The organism is Bradyrhizobium canariense (genome assembly GCF_019402665.1).
In the GTDB taxonomy this organism is placed as follows: Bacteria; Pseudomonadota; Alphaproteobacteria; order Rhizobiales; family Xanthobacteraceae; genus Bradyrhizobium; species Bradyrhizobium canariense.
This window is the reverse complement of sequence record NZ_VSST01000044.1, coordinates 76,861-99,057: the sequence shown is the minus strand read 5'-3', so window position 1 is coordinate 99,057 and position 22,197 is coordinate 76,861. Positions and strand designations below refer to the sequence as shown.

Genomic DNA, 22,197 nt, shown 5'->3' with positions numbered 1-22,197 from the left:
CAGTCCCACTCCGGGAGGCTGCAGCCTCCCCCAAAGGCGCTTAGTGACGGCCGATTGGGTGGAATTTGGGGCACGGAACCGGGGCTCGATCCGCGCTCATTCCAGCATCTCGACACCCAATCACTGCACGCTCTTGAGCCTGCTGCGGTGGGCAGCCTGTTTCGCGCGGTTGCCGCAGACCGCCATGATGCACCATCGCCGCGCGCGCCTGCGCGTGTGGTCGGCGAACAGCATGGTGCAGTTGTGCCCCTCGCACGCCTTGACGTTGGAAAAGTCCTCGTCGCATACGAACTTCGCCATGGCTTCGCCAACCGGCAGCAATAGCGCTTCCGGCGAGCGCCAGCGCCGTTTCATTCGCAATGCGAGAGCGCCGCCATCGTGAGGCCCGGGCTCGATCCGGCTGAAGGCTTCGTCGCGCTCCAGCAGGCTGTTCAATGGACCGAGCTCGCGCAATGCATCCCTCGTGAGCGGCCGGCCCGCATGCTTGCGCACGAATCCCCTGAACCATTCGCGCAAGGCGCGCGCCTGATCCGCGACCTTGTCCAACTCGTCCGGCGTGGCGCGGGCCGTCAGCGCGTGCAGATCATCCGGCGGCACCAGCTTTGCCCGCGCCAGCCAGTCGATCAGGCCATGACCACCGTCGATCCAGTCCACCGGCGTATCGACCGGTGTCGCCACCGAGTTGAGAAAGTCGAGGCCGAGCGAGTCGGCGATGAACATGGCGGGCGGGCGATCCATGAGCGGTCCTTGGCCGGTCGGGAGAACATGGACCTACATAACCTGTTAAGACGCCATTGACAAGTTACTACGGTTGGACGTAACCTCTTAGATAGCTTTAATAGGGTTACTACCAATGGAGAAGGTCATGTCAATCACGTACCGCAGCGCGGATGTCGACGGATTCAAGGTGGCCTATCGCGAGGCCGGCACTGTCGGAGCGCCAAAACTCCTGCTGCTTCACGGCTTCCCCAGCGCAGGCCACATGTTTCGCGACCTCATTCCGCTGCTTGCGGACAGGTTTCATATCGTGGCGCCCGACCTTCCCGGCTTCGGCCAATCCGGCATGCCTTCGCGCGAAAGCTTCCGTTACACGTTCGATAGCGTCGCACGCGTGATCGAACGCTTCACCGAGGTGATCGGCTTCGACCGGTTCGCGGTCTACGTCTTCGACTACGGCGCGCCGACTGGTTTCCGGCTTGCGCTCAGCCACCCCGAGCGGATCACGGCGATCATCTCGCAGAACGGCAATGCCTATGAGGATGGCCTTAGCGACAACTGGACTCCGCTCAAGGCCTATTGGCAGGATCCCTCGCCGGCCAATCGCGACGCGCTGCGCGCGCTCCTCACGCCGGAGGCGACGCGCTGGCAGTACACGCATGGTGTCCCCGATCCGATGACCGTGTCACCGGATGGCCAGAACCTCGACAATTTCTACCTTGCGCGCCCGGGCTCGGACGACGTGCAGCTCGACCTGTTCGGCGACTACAAGAGCAACGTCGCGCTCTACCCCGCCTTCCAGGATTATTTCCGTACGCACAAGCCGCCTTTCCTCGCGGTCTGGGGCAAGAACGATCCGTTCTTCATTCCGCCCGGCGCCGAAGCGTTCAAGCGCGACAATCCGAACGCCGTGGTGCAGTTCTTTGACACCGGTCATTTCGCGCTGGAGACGCATGCGAAGGAGATCGCGGACAGCATTCGCGCGTTCCTGACGTAACGGGGGCCGTCCTGCGCGATGTTTACGCCGCCAAACTCTGCTGATCGCGGAATGCGCTGATCGCCATGTGGACGAGATGCAGCTTGCCCTTGACCGCCGGCGATATGTCGAAGGGATATGCGTCGCTCATCCCAAGCGAGCGGTTGAGTTCGTTGATGCTGCGGGCAAGCGGCATCCACAGGGCCAGGAGTGCCTCGAAGTCGCTCTCGAGATAGGGATCCGTCAGGGTCTGGCGGGCGCGCTCGTCCAGCGACAACGGCAAACCTGCCAGCGAGTCGAGCGTCGACACGATGTGCAGGAAATGCGCGAACGTTTCCGCCCAATCCTCCCAGGGGTGGGACGTGGCGTACTCGCTGATGAAGCCGCTTCGGTCGTATGAACGATCGGCGCGGTTGTAATAGGAGTTGATCGCGGCCTGATAGTCCTGCGCCTGGTCACCGAAGATCAGCTTGAACGGGGCCTGGAATGTCGTGCCGTCAACGAGCAGGTCCCAATAGAAGTGACCGATCTCGTGCCGGAAATGTCCGAGCAGCGTGCGGTACGGCTCCCGGAATGCCACGCGGCGAGATTCTCGTTCGACATCGTCGGCCTCGGCAAGGTTGAGCGTGATCAGGCCCGAGAGATGCCCGGTCAGGATCGGACTGACCTCGTCCGAGAGAATGTCGAAAGCCAATGGTTCGCCGCTGCGCGATGCGAGCGGAAGCCTGAGGCGGCTGAGATCATAGAGAAGACGGCGCTTGGCTTCCTCCATGCGGCGCCAGAGCATGACGTTTCTGGTGCTGCCGAGGTTCGGAATCGTGCGCGTGAGGCGACACGAGCCGCAATACCAGTCCGCGCCCTCGACACACCAGTTGCAGCCGATGATCTCGCGGTTACGGCAAGCTTGATGGGATGCAAGTTTCGTCATGTCGATACGCGAGGAATCGAACGCCAGCTCGGTGCTGCAATTCGCGCACGCGACGTGCTCGAACGAGACAGGATGGCGGCATGACGGGCACTGAAAAAACTTCACGTGGACTGGCCCCAGACAGACGGCACACCGGAACACCGGCCTGTCAGTTCGAGGAACTCTTAACTCTTGCGACCATCGCGGTTGCCGGCGAGCAACGCCCGCTGCGTTCGCAGGGCGTGCTGTCTCAACAGGCCAGCTCGCGTCGCGCTCAACTGGCTCGATTGAGGCTGCGGCTTTTTCTCAAGGACGTTTTCGGAAACAGGGCGACCGGCCCACGCCCGCTCGGGCTGAACCGCCATGGGGCCGACGTTTCGTTTCCTTGTCATAGTGTGACAACACCAGATCGGGTGCCGAGTTCCCTTCCTCCGACCGGCAGGTGATCGAGTTTGGCTCTGCAGATACGACAATGCCGCCGTCTGCATGACGGCGGCATTGTCAATTCAGCGGCTCGCGGCGAAGGCTTAGTTCCGGGGAGCCGTTGCCGCCGCCGACCGCGCCGGCCTGGGCGCGCCGGGTTCGGCAACCGGAGCCGGTGCGCGCGAGCGCATGGTTGCGGCGTCGATCTCGGCGATCACGCGGCGCTGGATCGCTTCGTTCTTGTCGATCGAGATGTGGCCGACACCGGAGCCGCGGACGTCGACATTGTCGAGCTTGCCGCGAAAACCGTCCGCGCGCTTCACCGGCTCGCCGGGGCCGTCGCCGATATAGATGTTGATGTAGCGTTCGGCGCCGGTCGACAGTTTGGTCTTGAACACGGAGTCGAGCCCGATCGCGAGCTTCACGGGCACGCCAAGACGGTTGAGCTTGGCGATCATGTCCGGCAGCGCGGTTGCGCCGGAGGAGTGCCCGACCAGCACGATGGTCTTGAGCCGGCCGGCCTTGTAGGCGGTGGCGGCCTCATCCGCGAGCGAGGACCACGACACGAAATTCGCGACGGTCACCGGGATGCCCTGCGCCTGGAGCCGGGCGCCGATCGTGTCGAGCCCGAGCGAGAAGATGTTGAGCACGCCGCGGAGGAGGTAGACATGCGTGGTCGCGACCGCAGCCTGGCTCGGCGCCGCCTTGACGGTGGTCGGGCTGATGGCAACAGCTGACAGCAGAAGCAGGCCCATCGCCCATGCACGGAGGGCGGACAACTGGCTGGTGCCGGCGGTGTGACGGCCGTTCGGTCTCATCGATCTTTTCCCTGGGAATATGCTTCGGCCGGAATCGTAGCCATGGCCTGCTCGCAGACGCAACAAAGAGCCGCGTGAACGACGATCTTAGCAGCAAGCCGTGACCATCGCGCAACACTTGCTCGAAACCTGCCACGGAAGGGCCTGTTTTGAGGCCATTTTTCTCCGGCTAATTGCAGCCGGGCAAGGGCATTCCTATCTCAGGGCTCCGCTGACCCGTCCTCCCGGCAGGTTCCAGCCTCCCCTCCCCAGCCTTCGCCCCCCTCAGACTTGCGGCCATCATGTCCTCCATCATTTCCGTCGCCAATTTGTCGAAGACCTATGGGTCCGGCTTCAAGGCACTCAAGAACGTCAATCTCGACATCAAGCGCGGCGAAATCTTCGCGTTGCTCGGCCCCAACGGCGCCGGCAAGACCACGCTGATCTCGATCATCTGCGGCATCGCCAATCCGAGCGAAGGCAAGGTCCTGGTCGGCGGCGAGAACATCCAGACCTCCTATCGCAAGGCGCGCTCGCTGATCGGGCTGGTGCCGCAGGAATTGCACACCGATGCCTTCGAGAGCGTGTGGGCGACGGTGAGCTTCTCCCGCGGGCTGTTCGGCAAGCCGAAGAACCCCGATCATATCGAGAAGGTGCTGAAGGACCTCTCGCTGTGGGACAAGAAGGACAGCAAGATCATCACGCTTTCCGGCGGCATGAAGCGTCGCGTGATGATCGCGAAAGCGCTGTCGCACGAGCCGCAGATCCTGTTCCTGGACGAGCCGACCGCCGGCGTCGACGTCGAGCTGCGCAAGGGCATGTGGGAGGTGGTGCGCACGCTCCAGCAATCCGGCGTCACCATCATCCTGACCACGCACTACATCGAGGAAGCCGAGGAGATGGCCGACCGCATCGGCGTCATCAACAAGGGCGAGATCGTGCTGGTCGAGGACAAGGCCACCTTGATGCAGAAGCTCGGCAAGAAGCGGCTGACGCTGCATCTGCAAGGCAAGCTCGATGCGCTGCCGGAGAGCCTCGGGCATTACGAACTCGACCTCTGCGACGGCGGCGCGACGCTGGTCTACGACTACGACACCAAGGGCGAGCGCACCGGCATCACCAGCCTGCTCGGCGACCTCCGCACCGCCGGCATCCGTTTCAACGATCTCGACACGACGCAATCGTCGCTCGAGGATATCTTCGTCGACCTCGTGAGGGCGTCATGAACTACCGGGCTGTCCGCGCCATCTATCTGTTCGAAATGGCGCGCACCTGGCGCACGCTGCTGCAAAGCATCGTCTCGCCGGTGGTCTCGACCTCGCTGTATTTCGTGGTGTTCGGCGCCGCGATCGGCTCGCGCATCAGCCAGGTCGAGGGCGTCAGCTACGGCACCTTCATCGTGCCGGGCCTGATCATGCTCTCGGTGCTGACGCAGAGCATCGCCAACGCCTCGTTCGGCATCTACTTCCCGAAATTCACCGGCACGATCTACGAGATCCTGTCGGCGCCGATCTCCTATTTCGAGATCGTGCTCGGCTATGTCGGCGCGGCTGCGACCAAATCGATCATCCTCGGCCTGATCATCCTCGCCACGGCCGGCCTGTTCGTGCCGCTGCACATCCACCATCCGGTCTGGATGCTGGCCTTCCTGGTCCTGACGGCGGTGACGTTCAGCCTGTTCGGTTTCATCATCGGCATCTGGGCCGACGGGTTCGAAAAGCTGCAGATGATCCCGATGCTGGTGGTGACGCCGCTGACCTTCCTCGGTGGCAGCTTCTATTCCATCGATATGCTGCCGCCCGCCTGGCGCACGGTGGCGCTGCTCAATCCGGTCGTCTATCTGATCTCCGGCTTCCGCTGGAGCTTCTACGAGATCGCGGACGTCAGCGTATCCGTGAGCATCGGCATGACGACGGCGTTCCTGGTGATCTGTCTGGTCGTGATCTGGTGGATTTTCCGCACGGGGTATCGGTTGAAGAACTGACCCCGGCCGTCATTCCGGGGGCACGCGCGCGCCCCGGAATCGCCAGGGGTTACCGATAGCAGTGGAAGCGGTTGTATCCGTCGTAATAGCCGCGGCAGCGGCGGTGGCCGCGATGGGGAATGCCGAACACACCCTCGACTGCTCCCACGGCCCCGCCAACGCCGGCGCCGACCGCGCCACCGACCACGCCGCCCACAGGACCGGCGATACGGTTGCCTTCATAAGAACCTTCCTGGGCGCCGCGCACGATGCCCTGCGCGTGCCCGGCATGTGGCAGCGACAACAGCACCAGCGCCATGGCGGCGGCTGCAAACAGCAGGCGGGCGGGCAAACCGGCCGGCAATGACGCGGCGGTGATACGGGCTTTGTTCATTTTCGGTCCCAGGGACGGTGTAAGGGGCAATTGGCGGCGAACGCCGCCTGTCGAGGCAGGCATCCTCAACGCCGGGCGCGGCCAAATGGTTGCGCCTTTGTGACGAATTGTCGGCGTTGTGAACGCGTGCCCGCTCGCGAAAATGTCAGCATCGCCACGGGCGGCGCGGCACAAAGCGGCCTTGCTAACGCCCGCCGTCACGTTAACGATGGCCGGGCAGGCCGCTGGAACGAAAGCCGGATTGCAGGCATATTGCACGCCGGGGGACGGAGAGCCGCGGCGCCTAGCGTGAACAGGCCGGAGGCCAGAACTCAGATGCGTTCGTTTTTTATTGCTTTCACCTCCCTGATGCTTTTGAGCGCGGGCGCCGCGCAGGCCAAGGTCGAGATCACCGTCGACAAGGACAATCAGCAGATGACCGTCGCCGTCGACGGCATCGCGCGCTATCACTGGCCGGTGTCGACAGGCATCCCCTCCCGCGAGACGCCGAACGGCGCGTTCCGTGCCTTCCGCATGGAAGAGGACCACTACTCCAAGGAATTCGACGACGCGCCGATGCCGCATTCGATCTTCTTCACCAAGATCGGGCACGCCATCCACGGCACAGACTCGGTCGGCCGGCTCGGCACACCGGCGTCTCATGGCTGCGTGCGGCTGTCGCGGCAGAACGCCTCGACGCTCTACGCGCTGGTGCAGCAGCAGGGCGTGCTCAACACCACGGTGACGCTGACCGGCTCGTCGCAGGTGGCGCTCGCCCGCAACCCGCGCGGCCGCAACCCCACGGCTGTCGCCCGCGCACCGCAGCCGACCGAGGAGCAGTACGCCACATCAGGCGACCCCGTGAATCTCGCACCGACGGCCCAGCCCGCCCGCCGCTACATGCCCCAGGACGACAATTACATCTATCCAGCCGATGGCAGCGACACCGGCACGCGCTACCCGGCGCCGCGTGGCAGCCGCCCGCTCTATGACGCGCAGGTCTACCAGCAGCAGCCGCAGCAATATTACAATCAGGGCAACGGCACCTATTATCAGCCGCAGCCCCGGCAGGTTTACCAACCGCGTGGCTATTACTACCAGAACTGACGCTATCTGGACGCGGCGTTGCCGGGCAATCAAATCAGAAAGCCGCTGCCGCGACGGGCGCTTGCCGCAGTCGACCGCTGGAAATAGCGCCGGCCTGTGCACGGATTGGGCACCGGCCGACGCAAGGAAGCAACAGTCCACAACCTTCGACGCGGCGGCGTTCCGGCCAAATTGACAACCAGGGGGTCGCCCGTATTGTCGTTCCCATTGTTTCTGGGACATGACATGACACGCGAGCAGATTTCGGATTTCTGCGTTACCGCCCTGGCAAATATCCTGCGAATTTCGAGCGACCGCGTCGACATCGGCACGAAATTCAGCCGCCTCGGGCTCGATTCGGCGATGCTGGTCTACCTGATGATGGAACTCGAGGAGAAGCTCGACCTCGAACTATCGACGGACGACTTCTACGACCATCCGACCGTTGAGGCGCTGTCGCGATTTCTCGCCGACAAGCGCGCAATCCGCCCCGCCGCCTGAGGGCGGCTGAAGCCGGCGCAACCCATGGAAACCTTCCGCTCGCTCGTGGCACTGCTGGCCCGGCGTGCGGCGGAGCAGGCCGACGACCGCGTCTATGTCTTCGTCTCCGATCGCGGGACGGAGGAAGCTGCCCTCAGCTTTCGACAGCTGCACGATGCCGCGGGCGCGCTCGCGTTGCGACTGACCGTGGCCGCGCGTCCCGGCGACCGCGCCATCCTGGTGTTTCCGCCCGGCATCGAGTTCATGGTGGCGTTCTTCGGCTGTCTGATGGCCGGCATCATCGCCGTGCCGATGATGATGCCGCGGCGAAACAGCGCGCGCGATGCCAGCGCCGCGATCCTCGCCAATTGCACGCCGGCGGTGGCGCTGACCAATTCGGCCGTCGCGCTCCGCGGTGATCTGCGGGCACGCTTCGCGCATGAGAACATTCGCTGGATCGAGGTCGATCTCGCCGCGGACGATGGTGAGACAATCGAACTACCCGAGCCGGCGCCGGACGACATCGCCTTCCTGCAATACACCTCCGGCTCGACGTCCGCGCCCAAAGGCGTGATGGTGAGCCACGCCAATCTGCTCGCCAATCTCGAGATGATCCGGCTCGCGCTCGGCAACACCCGGCAATCGACTTACGTCAATTGGGTGCCGCTCTATCACGACATGGGGCTGATCCTGAACGCACTGCAGGCGCTCTATGTTGGGGCGACCTGCGTGCTGATGGCACCGAATGCGTTCATGCAGCGGCCACTCGGCTGGCTGCGCGCGATCTCGCATTTTCGCGCGGAAGTGGCGTGCAGCCCGAATTTCGGCTTCGATCTCTGCGTCAGCCGCTATCGCGCCGACCAGATGGAGGGCGTCGACCTGTCCTCGCTCAGGATCGCGCTGAACGGCGCAGAGCCGGTGCGTGCGGAAACCATCGAGCGGTTCGTCCAGACATTCGCGCCCCACGGCTTCGATCCGCGCGCGATGTATCCCGCCTACGGAATGGCGGAAGCGACACTCCTGATTTCCGGCGGACGCCGCGGCGGAGGTCATGTCACACGCAGCCTGAGCCGCACGGCGCTTCAGGCGCATGCGGCGGAAGCGCCTTCCAGCGCCGAAGACACGCAGATCGCCGTCGGCTGCGGGCGCGCGCTCACCGGCGAACGGATCGCGATCGTGGACCCGGACAATCGGACGCGCCTGCCCGCGGACCGGGTCGGTGAAATATGGGTGAACGGCGCCAATATTGCCCGCGCCTATTGGCGCAACGACGAGGCGACGCGCGAGGGGCTCAATGCGCAGATTGCCGCCGAAGACGGGGCATGGCTGCGCACCGGCGACCTCGGCTTCGTCGACGCCACGGGCGAATTGTTCGTCACGGGACGGATCAAGGACCTCATCATCATCCGTGGCATCAACCATTATCCCCAGGACGTCGAGCGCACCGTGCAATCGCTCGATCGAGCTTTGCGCGAAAATTGCGGCGCGGCGTTCTCGGTGCCGGACGAGACCGGCGAAGAAACACTCGTCATCGTCCAGGAAATCGAGCGCACTGCGCGCCACTCGATCGACACCGAAGCCATCAAGGGTCGGATTCGCGAGGCCGTCGCCGACAACCACGAGCTCTCCGCGCGCCACATCGCGCTGATCCGGCCCGGCACTCTGCCGAAGACCACCAGCGGCAAGATCCAGCGCAAGCTGGCACGCAAGCTCTGGCTCGATGGGGGATTCGAGCAGCTCAGCTGAGACGGTTCAGAAATCGATCTTCGCGCTCTCCCCATCGCGCAGGCTCGCAGCGATCCCCTGCTCGATCTTGCGCGCGAGGATGGGGCGATAATGGATGAAGTCGGCAAAATTGGCGCGGTCGCGCGTGAGATCGTTGTCAACGCGATAGCTGATGAAATTGCTACGCGGTCGGCCCGCGACCACTTTCTTCAGCGCCGCGTCGCAGGCGCTGCGCTCCAGGGCGGTTTCCGTACCGGGCTTCGGCACGGTGGTCGCGAAGGTCGGCGGCACGATGATGACGACGGGCACATCGGCCGGCAATGTCCCGACGGTATCTGCGAGCACAGCGATCTCGGGAAATGTCGCCCGCATCTCGGTGGACGAGGACGGCGCCGGATCCCTGGGCCAGCCGACTTCCTTGAATTGACCCGGCGGCCAGATGTCCTCATAGCTGACAAAGCCGTCGGGGTTCATCCGTGGTCGGCGACCAAGCCCGATACTGATGCGCTGAAAAGCGTGCTCGATCGCCTGCCAGGAGATCAGCCGTGCAGCGTAAGTGACGACGCTTCTGTCGTAGAGCCAGTCGGGAAACGGGACGCCGCCCTCCTCCTTGGCCCGTGCATGCGCGCACCAGCCGGGGTCAGTCACGACCACCAGTGCACCAACATCCTTGTGATTTCGGAGAAAGAAGTCCAGCACCGCGAGCTCCTGGCGGGGAAACGCACCGGTCATGTAGAGCTGCACGAAGCGCAGGCCGGTTGCGCGCGACAATTCCGTCGGCTCGATCATCTGCGCCGTCGAATTACCCAGGATCGCGGCATTGAAATCCGGATTTCTCGCGCGGCTCGCCGCCGTGATCTGGGTCAGACGATTGTCGACGCCGTCGATGCCAAGCAGGCCGAGCTTGCCGCTGTCATAGGGATCGACCGCCACCATCAGTGCGAGCACCAGAAGCGCAGCGCCGATCAGCGTGCCCAGACACGCGAGCAAGCTCCGGCCCCAGCCGAGGTCGGTCTCAGAATTTGAAGTAGACGAACTCATGGAGATCCCGACCACCCATGTGAAGCAGCAATGCGAACAGCCCAAGACCGAGCAGACCTGCGAGCCACGGATTGGGACGGCGCGTGAGCACCGCCACGATGTCCTGGCTCGCCGGCAGCAGGAAGGCGAACAGCGGCGCTGCAATCAGCGGCCACAAATGCTTTCCGCGCTCGAGCGGCAGCGGCGAAACCAGTCCGGCGAAGACATGCCAGGCCGCCTCCACCGATCCCGCGCGGAAGACCACGCCGGTCGCGAGCACGAACAGCACGGTGAGCGCCCAGCCGAGCCATGACGGGAAATCCGGGCCATAGCGGCGCCACGGCGTGCAGGCGACCAGCGCAAGCCCGTGCAGCACGCCCCACAACACGAAGGTCCAGCTCGCGCCGTGCCAGAGGCCGCACAGCGCCATCGTAATCATCATCGCGCCGAAGAACTGCACGGGCAGCCAGCGCCGCGGCAAAAGACGCAGGTTGACCAGCGGATAAAACACGTAGTCGCGCAGGAACAGCATCAATGTGATGTGCCAGCGCTGCCAGAAATCCTGGATATTGGTCGAACGCAGCGGCGCGTTGAAATTGTACGGCAGCTGTACGCCGAACAGGAGGCCGAGGCCGATCGCGATGTCGGAATAGCCGGAGAAATCGAACAGGATCTGGAAGGAGAAGCAGAAGGCGAGCCACGCATCGCCGCTCGGCAGCGGCCCGTTGGCTGCCTGCGCGTAGATGGGATCCAGCAGGTGCGCGAGGCCGTCGGCGATCACGATTTTCTCGAACAGGCCGATCGCGATGAAGCAGGTCGCCACGCAGAACTGGCGCTGCCAGCCCGGAACGTAGACCCGCCTGCCGAACTGATGCATCACCTCCGACCAGCGCGCCAGGGGACCGGCGATCGCCTGCGGGAAGAAGGTGATGTAGAGCGCGTAGCGGTCGAACGCATAGAGCGGCGCCTTCCCGCGCTTCAGGTCGACCAGATACATGATGTGGTGGAAGGTGAAGAAGGAGATGCCGAGCGGCAGCCCGACGTCGAGCACCGGCATCGTCGTACCCAGCACGAGACCGAGATTGGCGAGAAGGAAGTTGGCGTATTTGAACAGCGCCAGCACCGCGAGATCGAGCCCGATCACCAGCGTCAGCACCGCCGGCCACTTCAAGGGCCCATAGGCGACCGAGGCGAGCCAGTTGATCGCGATCGAGCCGATCAGGAGCATAATGTAGGACGGGCTGCCCCAGGCATAGAAGGCGAGCGACAGCGCGACCTGCACGCCGATACGCAAGCCCGGATAGGGATCGGCCAGGCGATAGATCAGCAGCGCCGCGGGCAGGAAGACCAGAAGAAAGGGATAGTCGTTGAACAGCATCGGTTCAAAGCTGCGCCATCGCCGGCGTGAGCCGGCGGATGATGCTCAGCCCGTTTCGAGGTCGGGCGCAGCGTCGCCCGGCTGCCGCAGCATGCGTCGCGCAATCTTCTCCTCGCTCGGCACCTTGACGTCCCAGGCCAATCCGAGCGCTTCCAGGGCGCGGATGAAGATGAAGCCGGGATCGAATTCGAACCAGCGCAGGCCGAAGGCCGCGGAATAGGGAAAGGCGTGGTGATTGTTGTGCCAGCCCTCGCCCCAGGCAAGCCAGGCCATCACACCGAGATTGCGGCTATTGTCGTCGCGGGTGACGAAGGGCTGCGCGCCAAAGCTGTGCATCACGGAGTTGATGGCCGACATGGTCTGCTCGACCACGAACATGCGCACCACGCCGCCCCAGAGCAAGCCGGTCAGCGCGCCCCACAGGCTCATGGTGGCGACGCCGCCGATCGCGGCCGGCAGCACCAGGCCGAGACCGACCCAAGTGTAGTAGTAGCTGTTGACGGCAACCAGCCTGCGATCCGCCATCAGATCCGGGACATAGTGCGCAACGTTGGGATAATCGTGCTCGATCATCCAGGTCAAATGCGCGTGCAGGAAGCCGCGCAGGCGGCCGAACGGGCCCTCGCCGTGCAGCCGCGGCGAATGCAGATCGCCGTCGTGATCGGACAATTCGTGGTGCCGGCGGTGCATTGCCGCCCAGGACAGCATGGGACCGCGGCCGGCCATCGATCCCATCACGACCAGGATCGCACTCATCACCGTGGAGGTCGCAAAGGCGCGGTGGGTGAAGAGCCGGTGATAGCCGACGGTGAGGCCGAGGCCGGTGACCAGCCAAAAGCCGACGAACAGGCCAAGCTCCGCCGCGCCAATCGGGCGGTAGAGCAGAAGCACCAGCGCCAGCAGTGTGCCGACGAAGGGCAAAACGTCGAAGATGATGAAATGCCGGCGCTGCATCCGGCGAAAATGCCGGCTACGAATAATTCGATGATCGCGTTGCTGCTGCACGGGCGGGATTCCAGGGCGCCGACCATGAGTACATACCCCCGCGGCGGCCGCAACCCAAGCCACCGCCCAAGGTTTCAACAGCCACGAAAGCCTATACTATGGGCCGGACATGCCCAAATGCGTTCAAATATCCCTTTCCGCTTGCCCCACGAGCCGCCATGCCGTCACGTGCTGCGACGATCTTGACCGTACTGTCACTTCTCATTGCGGGACCGGCCATGGGGGCTGATTCGGCTTTCGACCTCGAGGCCCATCGCGGCGGGCGGGCACTGCTGCCGGAAAACACGCTTCCGGCCTTCGCCAACGCGCTGTCGATGGGCGTGGACACGCTGGAGCTCGACGTCGGCATCACTGCCGACGGCGAAGTCGTCGTCTCGCATGAGCGCGGGCTCAACCCTGATATCACGCGGGATGCGAGCGGCGCCTATGTCGCGGCTCCCGGCACGCCCTTCGCGAAGCTGCGGCTCGAGCAGGTCAGGAGCTACGACGTCGGCCAGATACGTCCGGACAGTCCTTACGCGAAGCAATTTCCCGATCAGCGCGCCGTGCCCGGGACCCGCATTCCGACCTTGAGCGAACTTTTCGCGCTGGTGCGCAAATCCGGCAACAATCGGGTGCGCTTCAACATCGAGACCAAGATCGATCCGAACCATCCGGACGAGACGCTCGATCCGCAAGCTTTCGTCACCAGGCTGCTCGCGCTGATCGAGGCCGAAAAATTCTCCGACCGCGTCATGATCCAGTCGTTCGACTGGCGGACCCTGCTGCTCGTCCAGCAGCGGGCATCGAAGATGCCGACGGTGTACCTGACGCTCCAGCGCGGCTCGAGCCAGACGGTGGCGCTGGACAAGGCGACCAATTGGACGGCGGGATTCAGCCCGGCCGATCACGGCGGGTCGCTGCCCCGAACCATCAAGGCTGCGGGCGGCGCGATCTGGTCGCCCTATTTCGGCGACGTGACCGCGGCGCTGATCGCCGAGGCACACGCGCTCGGGCTGCACGTCGTGGTCTGGACGGTCAACAAGCCTGAGGACATGGCGCGCATGATCGAGATCGGCGTCGACGGCATCATCTCCGACAGGCCCGATTTGTTGCGGCAAGTCGCGGGCGAGAAGGCAATTGCGTTGCCCGCCGGGACACCGGTGACGCCGTGAGGCCGAGCCGCAGGCTTTCTGCTGTAGCCCGGATGGAGCGCAGCGAAATCCGGGGCCGTTAATCACCGCGAGGCAAGAACGTCCCGGATTGCGCTGCGCTCCATCCGGGCTACGAAGTGTCCCTACTCCCCGTCCCTCAAGCGCCGGTACAGCGCGCCCAGAATGTTGGAGTAATCGTCGGTCCAGACCCGCACCCTGTCGTCGGCTTCGGTCTGCTCCCATGATTTCGACGATGCGAGCCTGCCGACGTCGGCATCCTCGCGGGCGGAGATGACGACGTCGGTCGAGAAGATGTAGTCGCCATCGCGCCCCGAATCCTCGTTGTAGACCCAGCTCTTGAGATCGTTGGCATCGGCGATGCCGACCACGACGGTCTCGAGATCGAGGTGGCGGTTGGAGACGTGCATCACCACGGCGCCGTGCGGAGCGAGCTTGTCCTTGTAGATCTTCATCGCCTCTTCGGTCGCAAGATGGATCGGGATCGCATCCGACGAATAGGCGTCGACGATGATGAGATCATAAGCGCCGTCCGGCTCCTTCGCGAAGGTGAGACGGGCATCTCCGATCACCGGCTTCAGGCCCGGCATGCAGCTCGAGATGTAACGGAAATTCTTCGGATCGCTTGCCGCGTCGACCATGGACTGATCGATCTCGAAGAAGGTCCAGCTCTCGTTTGGCTCGGCGGCGCAGGCGAGCGTGCCCGATCCGACGCCGATAGCCGCGACCTTCAACGGAGCGCCCTTGCGTTCCCGGATCGCGCTGACGGCCTGACCGATGCCGCCATCCCTATGATAGTAGGTGATCGGCTCGGGCCGGCCGGTGACCGGCGTGCCGTCATTGTTGAGGAAACGCTCGGCGCCGTGGATCGTGGTGCCGTGCATCAGCACATGGAAATAGCCGCCGGGCGTCACGACGATCTTGTGCACGCCGAAGAAGCTGCGCACCGTGGTGACGCGGCCTTCGTCCGCCGGATAAACCCGGATCAACGCCAGCGCGAGCGCGACGGTGGCGAATATCTTCCAGCGGCCGGCGTTGACCGCCAGCGCCAGCGGGGCGGCGAGCACGCCAACGCCGCCGGCCACCCAGACGCGATGATCCTCGAACCAGGTCGACAGCCCGCCCGTCGTGGTGGACGGCGCAACGAGCACGACGGCGAGCGCGGCAAGCGCCAGCCAGTACCATTTGATGATGCCCGCCAGCCGCTCGTTCGCGGGCGGCCGGCACAGCGCGGCAAGCGCAACCAGGATCGGATATTCGGCGATCCAGGAGAATGTGAACGGCGCAACGAGCCCTGCGAACAGGCCGCCGACCATGCCGCCGAACGACAGCGCGACATAGAATCCGGTGAGATATTTCGCGGCCGGCCGGGTCCGCGCCAATTCGCCGTGGCAGGCCATCGCGATGACGAAGAAGCACAATTGATGGCCGCCAAGCGTCAGCAGCAGGTTCTGTTCGCCGCCGAACGCCAGCAGGAAGACGACGCCCGCGATCGCGACCGGCTGGAGCATCAGCATCCATTTGTGCGGCAGCAGCGGCCGCGACTGGAACACCACCACCCAGGTCAAGAGATACAGCGACAGCGGCAGCACCCACAGCAGCGGCGCTGCCGCAACGTCGGTCGAGATGTGCGCGGTGACGGCGATGAGCAGGCCGGACGGCACTCCGGCGAGGAATATCCAGCGCAGCCGCGTCATGAAACCGGGCGCAGGCGCATTCAAATCCTCGGTTCGCACATCGACCATGGCGAGCTTCGGCGAGCGCAACAGCAGCACGCCGCAGGCGGCGATCAGGACGATCAGAATGCCGTAACCGCCGGTCCAGAGCCGGTTCTGCGTGTGCAGCGTGAACATCGGCTCCAGCAGGAATGGATAGGACAGCAGGGCGAGGAAGCTGCCGATGTTGGAGGACGCATAGAGGAAATAGGGATCATGTCCGGCAGGATGCCCGGTGCGGACGAACCAGGCCTGCAGCAACGGATTGTTGGCGGCGAGCGCGAAGAACGGCAGTCCGATCGAGATCACGAACAGGCCAAGCAGCCAGATCGCGTAGCCCGAAGCGGGCGGATCGCCATAGGCGGACGCGATGCCGAGCGGCAGCGTGGCGAAGGCCGCGATCAGCAGCAGGAGATGCACCACCACCGGAACGATGCGATTCCTCACCTGCATCAACACATGCGCATAGGCGTAGCCCGCCAGCAGCAACGACTGGAAGAACACCATCGCCACCGACCACACCGCCGGCGAGCCGCCGAGCCGCGGCAGGACCATCTTGGTGAACAGCGGCTGCACCGAGAACAGCAACAGCGCGCTGACGAAGATCGCTGCGGTGTAGACCGTCAGCAGCAGCCGGTTGCGTGACGAGGATGACTGCTCCGTGGCGGCGGGTTGCACGATCGAATCCATGGAAGCTCCGGCATAATCCCGGCGGGTGCCGGGCGCGCGCAATGGAGCACAAGGCGCCTGAACGGGCAATAAAGGGTCTCGTGATGTTGCAGCGGGAAATGCTTGATATAAGACGGTCGTGCCGGGCGATGCGACGGGACCGCGAAGCGCGGCCGCAGCATCGAACCCGGAACCTCGAGATTCTCCGGTGCGGAGCCCGCACCACAGTTCGGGCTTCGCGAATCCCGGAATGACAGCACCAGGGGCGCATGACCGAAACCGACGTCATCATCATCGGCGCTGGCCATAACGGCCTCACCTGCGCGGCGTATCTCGCGATGGCCGGCTTGCGCGTGCGCGTGGTCGAGCGCCGCAAGGTGGTCGGCGGGGCCGCGGTCACGGAGGAATTTCATCCGGGCTTCCGCAATTCGGTCGCGGCCTACACTGTGAGCCTGCTCAATCCGCAGGTGATCCGCGACTTGAAGCTGGCCGAACAGGGCCTCAGGATCGTCGAACGGCGCGCGCAGAATTTTCTGCCCGCGGCAGACGGCAGCTATCTTCTCACCGGCGAGGGGCGGACGCAGGCGTCCGTCGCACGGCTGAGCGCGCGCGACGCAAACGCGCTCGACGGGTTTTCGCGCGAGCTGGAAGATATCGCCGACGTGCTTCGGCAGTTCGTGCTGCGCGCGCCGCCCAACCTGCTCGATGGTTTCGGCACGGCATCGATCCGCGAGGCCGTGAACGCATTCCAGAGCGCCAATATCCTGCGCGGGCTGTCGCTGGAGCAGAGCCGCAGCCTGCTCGATCTCTTCACCCGCTCGGCTGGCGAGATGCTGGACGAACGTTTCGAGCACGATCTGATCAAGGCGCTGTTCGGCTTCGATGCCATCGTCGGCAATTATGCCAGCCCTTACGCCGCGGGCTCGGCCTATGTGATGCTGCATCACGCGTTTGGCGAGGTGAACGGCAAGAAGGGCGTCTGGGGTCACGCCATCGGCGGCATGGGCGCGATCACGCAGGCCATGGCGCGCGCCGCACGCGACCGCGGCGTCGTGATCGACACCGATGCGGGCGTGCGCGAGGTCATCCTCGAGCGCGACCGCGCGGTCGGCGTAGCGCTGGAGAACGGCACGACCATCCGCGCGAGATATGTCGCATCCAACGTCAATCCGAAGCTGCTCTATACGCGGCTGGTCGCCGCCGATGCGCTTCCCCAAAACTTTCTCGACCGCATCCGGCACTGGAAGAACGGCTCCGGCACCTTCCGCATGAACGTGGCACTGGACCGCCTGCCCTCCTTCACGGCACTGCCGGGCGTCGGCGATCATCTCACCTCCGGCATCATCCTGGCTCCCAGTCTCGGCTACATGGACCGCGCCTTTCTCGATGCCCGCGCGCACGGCTGGAGCCGAGAGCCCGTCGTGGAAATGCTGATCCCCTCGACGCTCGACGATACGCTCGCGCCCGCAGGACAACATGTCGCGAGCCTGTTCTGCCAGCATGTCGCGCCGGAGCTTCCCGATGGAAAGTCGTGGGACGACCATCGCGACGCGGTCGCCGACCTCATGATCGCGACGGTGGACAAATACGCGCCGGGTTTTGCGACCAGCGTGCTCGGCCGCCAAATCCTGTCACCGCTCGATCTCGAACGGCAGTTCGGCCTGCTCGGCGGCGACATCTTCCACGGTGCGCTGACGCTGAACCAGCTGTTCTCGGCCCGGCCGATGCTGGGCCACGCCGATTATCGCGGACCCGTGAGGGGCCTCTATCACTGCGGCTCCGGCGCCCATCCCGGCGGCGGCGTCACCGGCGCGCCCGGCCACAACGCCGCGCAGGCAATCCTGAGGGATCACCGGTCGCTGTTCGGAAGTCGTGGATAAGCCCGTGGATAAGCTGTGGACAGCCTGTTGGCAGAGCTGTGAAAGGGCGCTGGGTTACGCCCCTCCAAGCTTGGTACAAATTGGTGGAAAATCCGGGGATGAACGGCGGGATAATCCGTGGACAAAGTCCGGAAAAACCAGCGGATAGCCTGTGGGCATTCTGTGCAAGCCAATTCCCAAAAACGACTTCGCCCGCCAGGGGGCAATTCCCCCGACGGGCGCGGCTCGAAAGCAGTCGTATGGAGAATTGGCCTCGCCGGGAAATGGAAGGCGGAAATTACTTCAAGGAGCTGCTAATCGAAGTGAACTTGTCGTTCAGGGTGGTGCCCAGGCCGTTCACCACGGTGATGATCGCCAGCGCGATACCGGCTGCGATCAGGCCGTACTCGATTGCGGTTGCACCTGAATCGTCGGTCCAGAACTTCAAAATCATGCGCTTCAAGTCTCGCCTCCTATTCCATTTCGAACTGTGTGGGTTGCCCAACACCCGCAAATCTACGTGGCACAACCTGAGGTCGGGTTAACCGCGTGAATGCAAGTTATGCGAAAAATCTGGAACAAAAGTTCCAAAAATTGAACCGGACGGAACCCAGAGAATGCAACCTTCCCCCACCCATCGCGCCAGTTTTTCGATCGGCGGCGAGATCGCCGCCAGGCGCATTGTCGACGTCCTCACCGAAATGTTCTTCGAGGACGATGCGGCGGTCGCCGCCTTCGAGCAGCCGAACGGACAGTGGGACGTTGCGCTGCATTTCGCGAACGCGCCGGACCGGGCTTGGCTGCGCGAACTCGTTGCAACCGCAGCAGGAAATGAGATCGCGGACACGCTGGCCTTCGACACCGTCGAAGCCAGGGACTGGGTCAAGGCGAGCCTGGAAGATCTCGTCCCGGTGCCGGCCGGACGCTTCGTCGTCCACGGCAGCCATGATCGCGACCGCGTGGCGCCGAACAAGCTCGCCGTCGAGATCGAGGCGGCTCTCGCCTTCGGCACCGGCCATCACGGTACCACGCGCGGCTGTTTACTCCTGCTTGACCATGTCCTGAAAAGCACCCGGCCCGGCCGCGTGCTCGACCTCGGCACCGGGACCGGCGTGCTGGGGATAGCGGCGGCGAAGGTGCTGCATCGCGCGGTGCTGGCCTCCGACATCGACCCGGCCTCGGTCAAGGTGGCAGCCGAGAACGCCGCGTTGAACGAGGTCGGTCACCATGTGCGAGCAATCCGCGCCACCGGCTTCGCGGCGGCTGATTTCGGCAGATGCGGCCCGTTCGACCTGGTGCTGGCCAACATCCTTGCCAATCCGTTACGGCAATTGGCGGGCCCGTTGACGCGGCACCTCGCACCTGGCGGGCGCGTCATCCTCTCCGGCCTGTTGACGCCCCAGGTCCCCGCCGTGATCGCCGCCTACCGCGCGCGCGGCCTCGTGCCTCTGAAGCACTTGCGGATCGAGGGGTGGAGCAGCCTGTTGCTGCGGAAGATGGGGTGAGTCGGGGGGCTGCCGTAGGTGCCGCTACTTTGCGGCCTTCTCGTCCCGGCGCATCGCGCGCTCGGCCTGCGAGGCGCGCCTCGCGCGGCGTTCAGCGAAACGGTCGATCATCTGGTTGATGAGGCCGCGCGGTTTCTTCGGTGCTGCCGGAGCCGGGGCGCGGCGCACCGGCGGCGTAATCTTCTCAAACGTGAACGCTGGCATCGAGTGTCCCCTCGTCGTTGAGATGAACAACTTGCTCGAATTTCCCTGTTATCCGGACGAAGCGCAACTGCCGCATCCTGTACTCCACTCAATTCGAATGGAACTGTTCAAGCACAGTCCATGCCAGATGCGACCTCAAATGCGTCTACATTGCGGACTGATCCGCATGATCCTAAAGTGATCCACCATGTTCGAAGCGCACTTCCAGACATTCGAGGAGCCCGAGGCCGGCGTCGCATTGACGGCGCGGCTGGCCGCGCTCCGTGAAGAACTCGCCCGCCGCAAGCTGACCGGTTTCGTGATTCCACGCGCCGATCAGCAGCAGAATGAGTACGTGCCGCCGTCGGAAGAGCGTTTGGCCTGGCTGACCGGTTTTACGGGCTCGGCGGGACTGGCGGTGGTGCTGACGCACGAGGCCGCATTGTTCGTCGATGGTCGCTACACGATCCAGGCGGCCAAGCAGGTCGATTCAAGGGCGTGGGCCGTGGAATCTCTGATCGATCCCCCGCCGGAAAGCTGGATATCGGCACACCTGAAGGCCGGCGACCGCCTAGGATTTGATCCGTGGCTGCACACTTTTGCGGCAGCCGAGCGTTTGTCCGCCGCCTGCGCCAAGGCCGGTGCCGAATTGGTCGCCGTCGACAGCAATCCGGTCGATGCGATCTGGCAGGACCGCCCACAGCCGCCGATTGCGCCGGTCACGGTGCACGGGATGCAACATGCCGGCGTGACTGAAGCCGAGAAGCTGACGCAGATCAGGAGCGAGATCGGCAAGCTCGGCGTCGATGCGCTGGTGCTGTCCGACAGCCATGCCGTGGCCTGGACCTTCAACATTCGCGGCGCCGACGTCGCGCACACGCCGCTGCCGCTGTCCTATGCGCTGGTGCCGAAGGACGGTCGTCCCACCATCTTCATCGATCACCGCAAGCTCTCCAATCTGACCCGCGACCATCTCGAGCAGTCCGCCGAGGTGCGCGAGCCCGATGCGATGGCGCCGACGCTGATGGCGCTCGCCAAGAGCGGTGGATCGATCGCGCTCGACAATGCGACCGCGGCCGACGCCCTCAGCCGGTTAATCACGGGTGCTGGCGGCAAGCCGGTGCGCGGCAGCGATCCGATCGCGCTGCTCAAGGCGGTCAAGAACACGACCGAGATCAAGGGCACGCAAACGGCGCACCGGCGCGACGCCGTAGCGCTGGCACGCTTCCTCGCCTTCATCGACCGCGAGGCGCCAAGCGGCAAGCTCACCGAGATCGACGCGGTCGAGGCACTGGAGACGTTCCGCCGCGATACCGGCGCACTGAAGGACGTGTCGTTCCCGACCATATCGGGCACCGGCCCGAATGGCGCGATCGTGCACTACCGCGTCACCCGCAAGAGCAACCGGCGGATCGTACCCGGCGATCTGCTGCTGATCGATTCAGGTGCACAATACGAAGACGGCACCACCGACGTCACCCGGACCATGGCCGTGGGCGAGCCGACCGACGAGATGCGCGACCGCTTCACGCGTGTGCTGCGCGGTCACATCGCGATCGCGCGGGCGATATTTCCCGATGGCGCCACCGGCGCGCAGCTCGACACACTGGCACGGCAATATCTCTGGGCCGCCGGCGTCGATTTCGAGCATGGCACCGGCCACGGCGTCGGCAGCTATCTCTCGGTGCACGAAGGACCGGCGCGGATATCGAAGCTCGGCACCACGCCGCTGAAGCGCGGCATGATCCTGTCCAACGAGCCCGGCTACTACAAGACCGACGGTTTCGGCATCCGCATCGAGAACCTCGAACTGGTGGTCGCTGCCGACATCAAAGGCGCGGAAAAATCGATGAACGCGTTCGAGACGCTGACCCTGGCACCGATCGACCGCCGGCTGATCGATGTCGGCATGCTGGGCAAGGACGAGCTCGACTGGCTCAACGCCTACCACGCGCGCGTCAGGGCCGAGGTGCGGCCGGCGCTGGACGCGACGACGAAGGCCTGGCTGGACCAGGCCACGGCGGAGTTGAAGGCGTAAGCGCGTCGTTCACGGTCTCGACGCATAGCACCACGCGATTTGCGCAATGCTCATTTCCACCCCCGCTGTCATTCCCCGCGAAGGCGGGGAATCCAGTATTCCAGAGACAGCAAACGCATGCGGAGAAGCCGCGGCGTACTGGATCGCCCGGTCAAGCCGGGCGATGACACCGGCTTCGTTGCGAACATCGCGCCAAATCCATCCTCATCGTGCCCTCATCACAACCG

The 22,197-nt window shown here is 64.3% G+C and carries 20 protein-coding genes; 10 read left to right on the top strand and 10 right to left on the bottom strand.

The window, feature by feature from the left end; genetic code table 11:
• Positions 1-120: 120 nt before the first annotated feature.
• Positions 121-738 (bottom strand): CGNR zinc finger domain-containing protein, encoded by a 618-nt coding sequence (locus FXB41_RS23980; RefSeq protein WP_219683443.1) that lies wholly within the window; start codon positions 736-738, stop codon positions 121-123.
• Between the two features lie 127 nt (positions 739-865).
• Between FXB41_RS23980 and FXB41_RS23975 the strand changes: the two genes are divergently transcribed.
• Positions 866-1,714, top strand: a complete 849-nt coding sequence (locus tag FXB41_RS23975; protein WP_219683442.1) for an alpha/beta fold hydrolase — start codon at positions 866-868, stop codon at positions 1,712-1,714.
• Positions 1,715-1,736: 22 nt separating this feature from the next.
• Here the strand turns inward: FXB41_RS23975 and FXB41_RS23970 are convergent, their stop codons facing one another.
• Positions 1,737-2,726, bottom strand: coding sequence for a zinc-binding metallopeptidase family protein (locus FXB41_RS23970; protein WP_219683441.1), 990 nt, complete (start codon positions 2,724-2,726; stop codon positions 1,737-1,739).
• A gap of 401 nt (positions 2,727-3,127) precedes the next feature.
• Positions 3,128-3,841: a hypothetical protein gene (locus FXB41_RS23965; protein ID WP_219683440.1), complete on the bottom strand. Its 714-nt coding sequence runs from the start codon at positions 3,839-3,841 to the stop codon at positions 3,128-3,130.
• A 281-nt stretch (positions 3,842-4,122) separates the two neighbouring features.
• Here FXB41_RS23965 and FXB41_RS23960 point away from each other — a divergent pair, with 281 nt between their 5' ends.
• Both FXB41_RS23960 and FXB41_RS23955 read left to right on the top strand, forming a co-directional pair.
• A complete protein-coding gene (locus FXB41_RS23960; protein ID WP_007600889.1) occupies positions 4,123-5,046 on the top strand; it encodes an ABC transporter ATP-binding protein in 924 nt (307 codons plus the stop codon).
• On the top strand, positions 5,043-5,804 hold the full coding sequence (locus tag FXB41_RS23955) for an ABC transporter permease (RefSeq protein ID WP_007600888.1): 762 nt from the start codon (positions 5,043-5,045) through the stop codon (positions 5,802-5,804). The genes FXB41_RS23960 and FXB41_RS23955 overlap by 4 nt, the downstream gene beginning before the upstream one ends.
• Before the next feature lie 49 nt (positions 5,805-5,853).
• Here FXB41_RS23955 and FXB41_RS23950 read toward each other — a convergent pair whose 3' ends face one another.
• Positions 5,854-6,177 carry a hypothetical protein gene (locus FXB41_RS23950; RefSeq protein ID WP_219683439.1) on the bottom strand — a complete coding sequence of 108 codons (324 nt, stop codon included), beginning with the start codon at positions 6,175-6,177 and terminating at the stop codon, positions 5,854-5,856.
• A 315-nt stretch (positions 6,178-6,492) separates the two neighbouring features.
• On the opposite strand from FXB41_RS23950, the gene FXB41_RS23945 reads away from it, so the two are divergent.
• From FXB41_RS23945 to FXB41_RS23935, 3 genes are all read left to right on the top strand, one after another.
• Positions 6,493-7,263, top strand: a complete 771-nt coding sequence (locus tag FXB41_RS23945; RefSeq protein WP_007600886.1) for a L,D-transpeptidase — start codon at positions 6,493-6,495, stop codon at positions 7,261-7,263.
• A gap of 225 nt (positions 7,264-7,488) precedes the next feature.
• Positions 7,489-7,743 carry an acyl carrier protein gene (locus FXB41_RS23940; RefSeq protein WP_018454262.1) on the top strand — a complete coding sequence of 85 codons (255 nt, stop codon included), beginning with the start codon at positions 7,489-7,491 and terminating at the stop codon, positions 7,741-7,743.
• A gap of 24 nt (positions 7,744-7,767) precedes the next feature.
• Entirely contained in the window at positions 7,768-9,468 is a 1,701-nt protein-coding gene (locus FXB41_RS23935) for a fatty acyl-AMP ligase (RefSeq protein ID WP_219683438.1), read from the top strand.
• 6 nt (positions 9,469-9,474) lie between these two features.
• Here the strand turns inward: FXB41_RS23935 and FXB41_RS23930 are convergent, their stop codons facing one another.
• The 3 genes from FXB41_RS23930 to FXB41_RS23920 are packed head-to-tail and all read right to left on the bottom strand — an operon-like array spanning position 9,475 to position 12,850.
• Positions 9,475-10,437: a hypothetical protein gene (locus FXB41_RS23930; protein ID WP_246649105.1), complete on the bottom strand. Its 963-nt coding sequence runs from the start codon at positions 10,435-10,437 to the stop codon at positions 9,475-9,477.
• Between the two features lie 25 nt (positions 10,438-10,462).
• Entirely contained in the window at positions 10,463-11,845 is a 1,383-nt protein-coding gene (locus FXB41_RS23925; protein ID WP_219683436.1) for an MBOAT family O-acyltransferase, read from the bottom strand.
• A gap of 45 nt (positions 11,846-11,890) precedes the next feature.
• Complete coding sequence (locus FXB41_RS23920) at positions 11,891-12,850, bottom strand: acyl-CoA desaturase (RefSeq protein ID WP_311985886.1); 960 nt, start codon at positions 12,848-12,850, stop codon at positions 11,891-11,893.
• 158 nt (positions 12,851-13,008) lie between these two features.
• Here FXB41_RS23920 and FXB41_RS23915 point away from each other — a divergent pair, with 158 nt between their 5' ends.
• Positions 13,009-14,004, top strand: a complete 996-nt coding sequence (locus FXB41_RS23915) for a glycerophosphodiester phosphodiesterase (RefSeq protein ID WP_219683435.1) — start codon at positions 13,009-13,011, stop codon at positions 14,002-14,004.
• Between the two features lie 122 nt (positions 14,005-14,126).
• On the opposite strand, the gene FXB41_RS23910 is transcribed toward FXB41_RS23915, so the two are convergent.
• The gene (locus FXB41_RS23910; protein WP_219683434.1) at positions 14,127-16,406 is read right to left on the bottom strand and encodes a spermidine synthase; all 2,280 of its coding nucleotides are present in this window, start codon (positions 16,404-16,406) and stop codon (positions 14,127-14,129) included.
• Positions 16,407-16,654: 248 nt separating this feature from the next.
• On the opposite strand from FXB41_RS23910, the gene FXB41_RS23905 reads away from it, so the two are divergent.
• Positions 16,655-18,265, top strand: coding sequence for a phytoene desaturase family protein (locus tag FXB41_RS23905; protein WP_219683433.1), 1,611 nt, complete (start codon positions 16,655-16,657; stop codon positions 18,263-18,265).
• Between the two features lie 277 nt (positions 18,266-18,542).
• On the opposite strand, the gene FXB41_RS23900 is transcribed toward FXB41_RS23905, so the two are convergent.
• Complete coding sequence (locus FXB41_RS23900) at positions 18,543-18,698, bottom strand: Flp family type IVb pilin (protein ID WP_007600877.1); 156 nt, start codon at positions 18,696-18,698, stop codon at positions 18,543-18,545.
• 163 nt (positions 18,699-18,861) lie between these two features.
• Between FXB41_RS23900 and FXB41_RS23895 the strand changes: the two genes are divergently transcribed.
• On the top strand, positions 18,862-19,749 hold the full coding sequence (locus FXB41_RS23895) for a 50S ribosomal protein L11 methyltransferase (RefSeq protein ID WP_007600876.1): 888 nt from the start codon (positions 18,862-18,864) through the stop codon (positions 19,747-19,749).
• Positions 19,750-19,773: 24 nt separating this feature from the next.
• Here the strand turns inward: FXB41_RS23895 and FXB41_RS23890 are convergent, their stop codons facing one another.
• Positions 19,774-19,953, bottom strand: a complete 180-nt coding sequence (locus FXB41_RS23890; protein WP_007600875.1) for a hypothetical protein — start codon at positions 19,951-19,953, stop codon at positions 19,774-19,776.
• A gap of 187 nt (positions 19,954-20,140) precedes the next feature.
• On the opposite strand from FXB41_RS23890, the gene FXB41_RS23885 reads away from it, so the two are divergent.
• Positions 20,141-21,970 (top strand): aminopeptidase P family protein, encoded by a 1,830-nt coding sequence (locus FXB41_RS23885; protein WP_219683432.1) that lies wholly within the window; start codon positions 20,141-20,143, stop codon positions 21,968-21,970.
• Positions 21,971-22,197: the final 227 nt, after the last annotated feature.

Excerpts from the sequence above, each read along its gene's own strand:
- FXB41_RS23980 (WP_219683443.1), bottom strand. The coding sequence starts at position 738 with ATGGATCGCCCGCCCGCCATGTTCATCGCCGACTCGCTCGGCCTCGAC.
- FXB41_RS23905 (WP_219683433.1), top strand. The coding sequence starts at position 16,655 with ATGACCGAAACCGACGTCATCATCATCGGCGCTGGCCATAACGGCCTC.
- FXB41_RS23975 (WP_219683442.1), top strand. The coding sequence starts at position 866 with ATGTCAATCACGTACCGCAGCGCGGATGTCGACGGATTCAAGGTGGCC.
- FXB41_RS23950 (WP_219683439.1), bottom strand. The coding sequence starts at position 6,177 with ATGAACAAAGCCCGTATCACCGCCGCGTCATTGCCGGCCGGTTTGCCC.
- FXB41_RS23900 (WP_007600877.1), bottom strand. The coding sequence starts at position 18,698 with ATGATTTTGAAGTTCTGGACCGACGATTCAGGTGCAACCGCAATCGAG.
- FXB41_RS23960 (WP_007600889.1), top strand. The coding sequence starts at position 4,123 with ATGTCCTCCATCATTTCCGTCGCCAATTTGTCGAAGACCTATGGGTCC.
- FXB41_RS23915 (WP_219683435.1), top strand. The coding sequence starts at position 13,009 with ATGCCGTCACGTGCTGCGACGATCTTGACCGTACTGTCACTTCTCATT.
- FXB41_RS23965 (WP_219683440.1), bottom strand. The coding sequence starts at position 3,841 with ATGAGACCGAACGGCCGTCACACCGCCGGCACCAGCCAGTTGTCCGCC.
- FXB41_RS23955 (WP_007600888.1), top strand. The coding sequence starts at position 5,043 with ATGAACTACCGGGCTGTCCGCGCCATCTATCTGTTCGAAATGGCGCGC.
- FXB41_RS23895 (WP_007600876.1), top strand. The coding sequence starts at position 18,862 with ATGCAACCTTCCCCCACCCATCGCGCCAGTTTTTCGATCGGCGGCGAG.
- FXB41_RS23940 (WP_018454262.1), top strand. The coding sequence starts at position 7,489 with ATGACACGCGAGCAGATTTCGGATTTCTGCGTTACCGCCCTGGCAAAT.
- FXB41_RS23945 (WP_007600886.1), top strand. The coding sequence starts at position 6,493 with ATGCGTTCGTTTTTTATTGCTTTCACCTCCCTGATGCTTTTGAGCGCG.
- FXB41_RS23910 (WP_219683434.1), bottom strand. The coding sequence starts at position 16,406 with ATGGATTCGATCGTGCAACCCGCCGCCACGGAGCAGTCATCCTCGTCA.
- FXB41_RS23885 (WP_219683432.1), top strand. The coding sequence starts at position 20,141 with ATGTTCGAAGCGCACTTCCAGACATTCGAGGAGCCCGAGGCCGGCGTC.
- FXB41_RS23890 (WP_007600875.1), bottom strand. The coding sequence starts at position 19,953 with ATGCCAGCGTTCACGTTTGAGAAGATTACGCCGCCGGTGCGCCGCGCC.
- FXB41_RS23935 (WP_219683438.1), top strand. The coding sequence starts at position 7,768 with ATGGAAACCTTCCGCTCGCTCGTGGCACTGCTGGCCCGGCGTGCGGCG.
- FXB41_RS23925 (WP_219683436.1), bottom strand. The coding sequence starts at position 11,845 with ATGCTGTTCAACGACTATCCCTTTCTTCTGGTCTTCCTGCCCGCGGCG.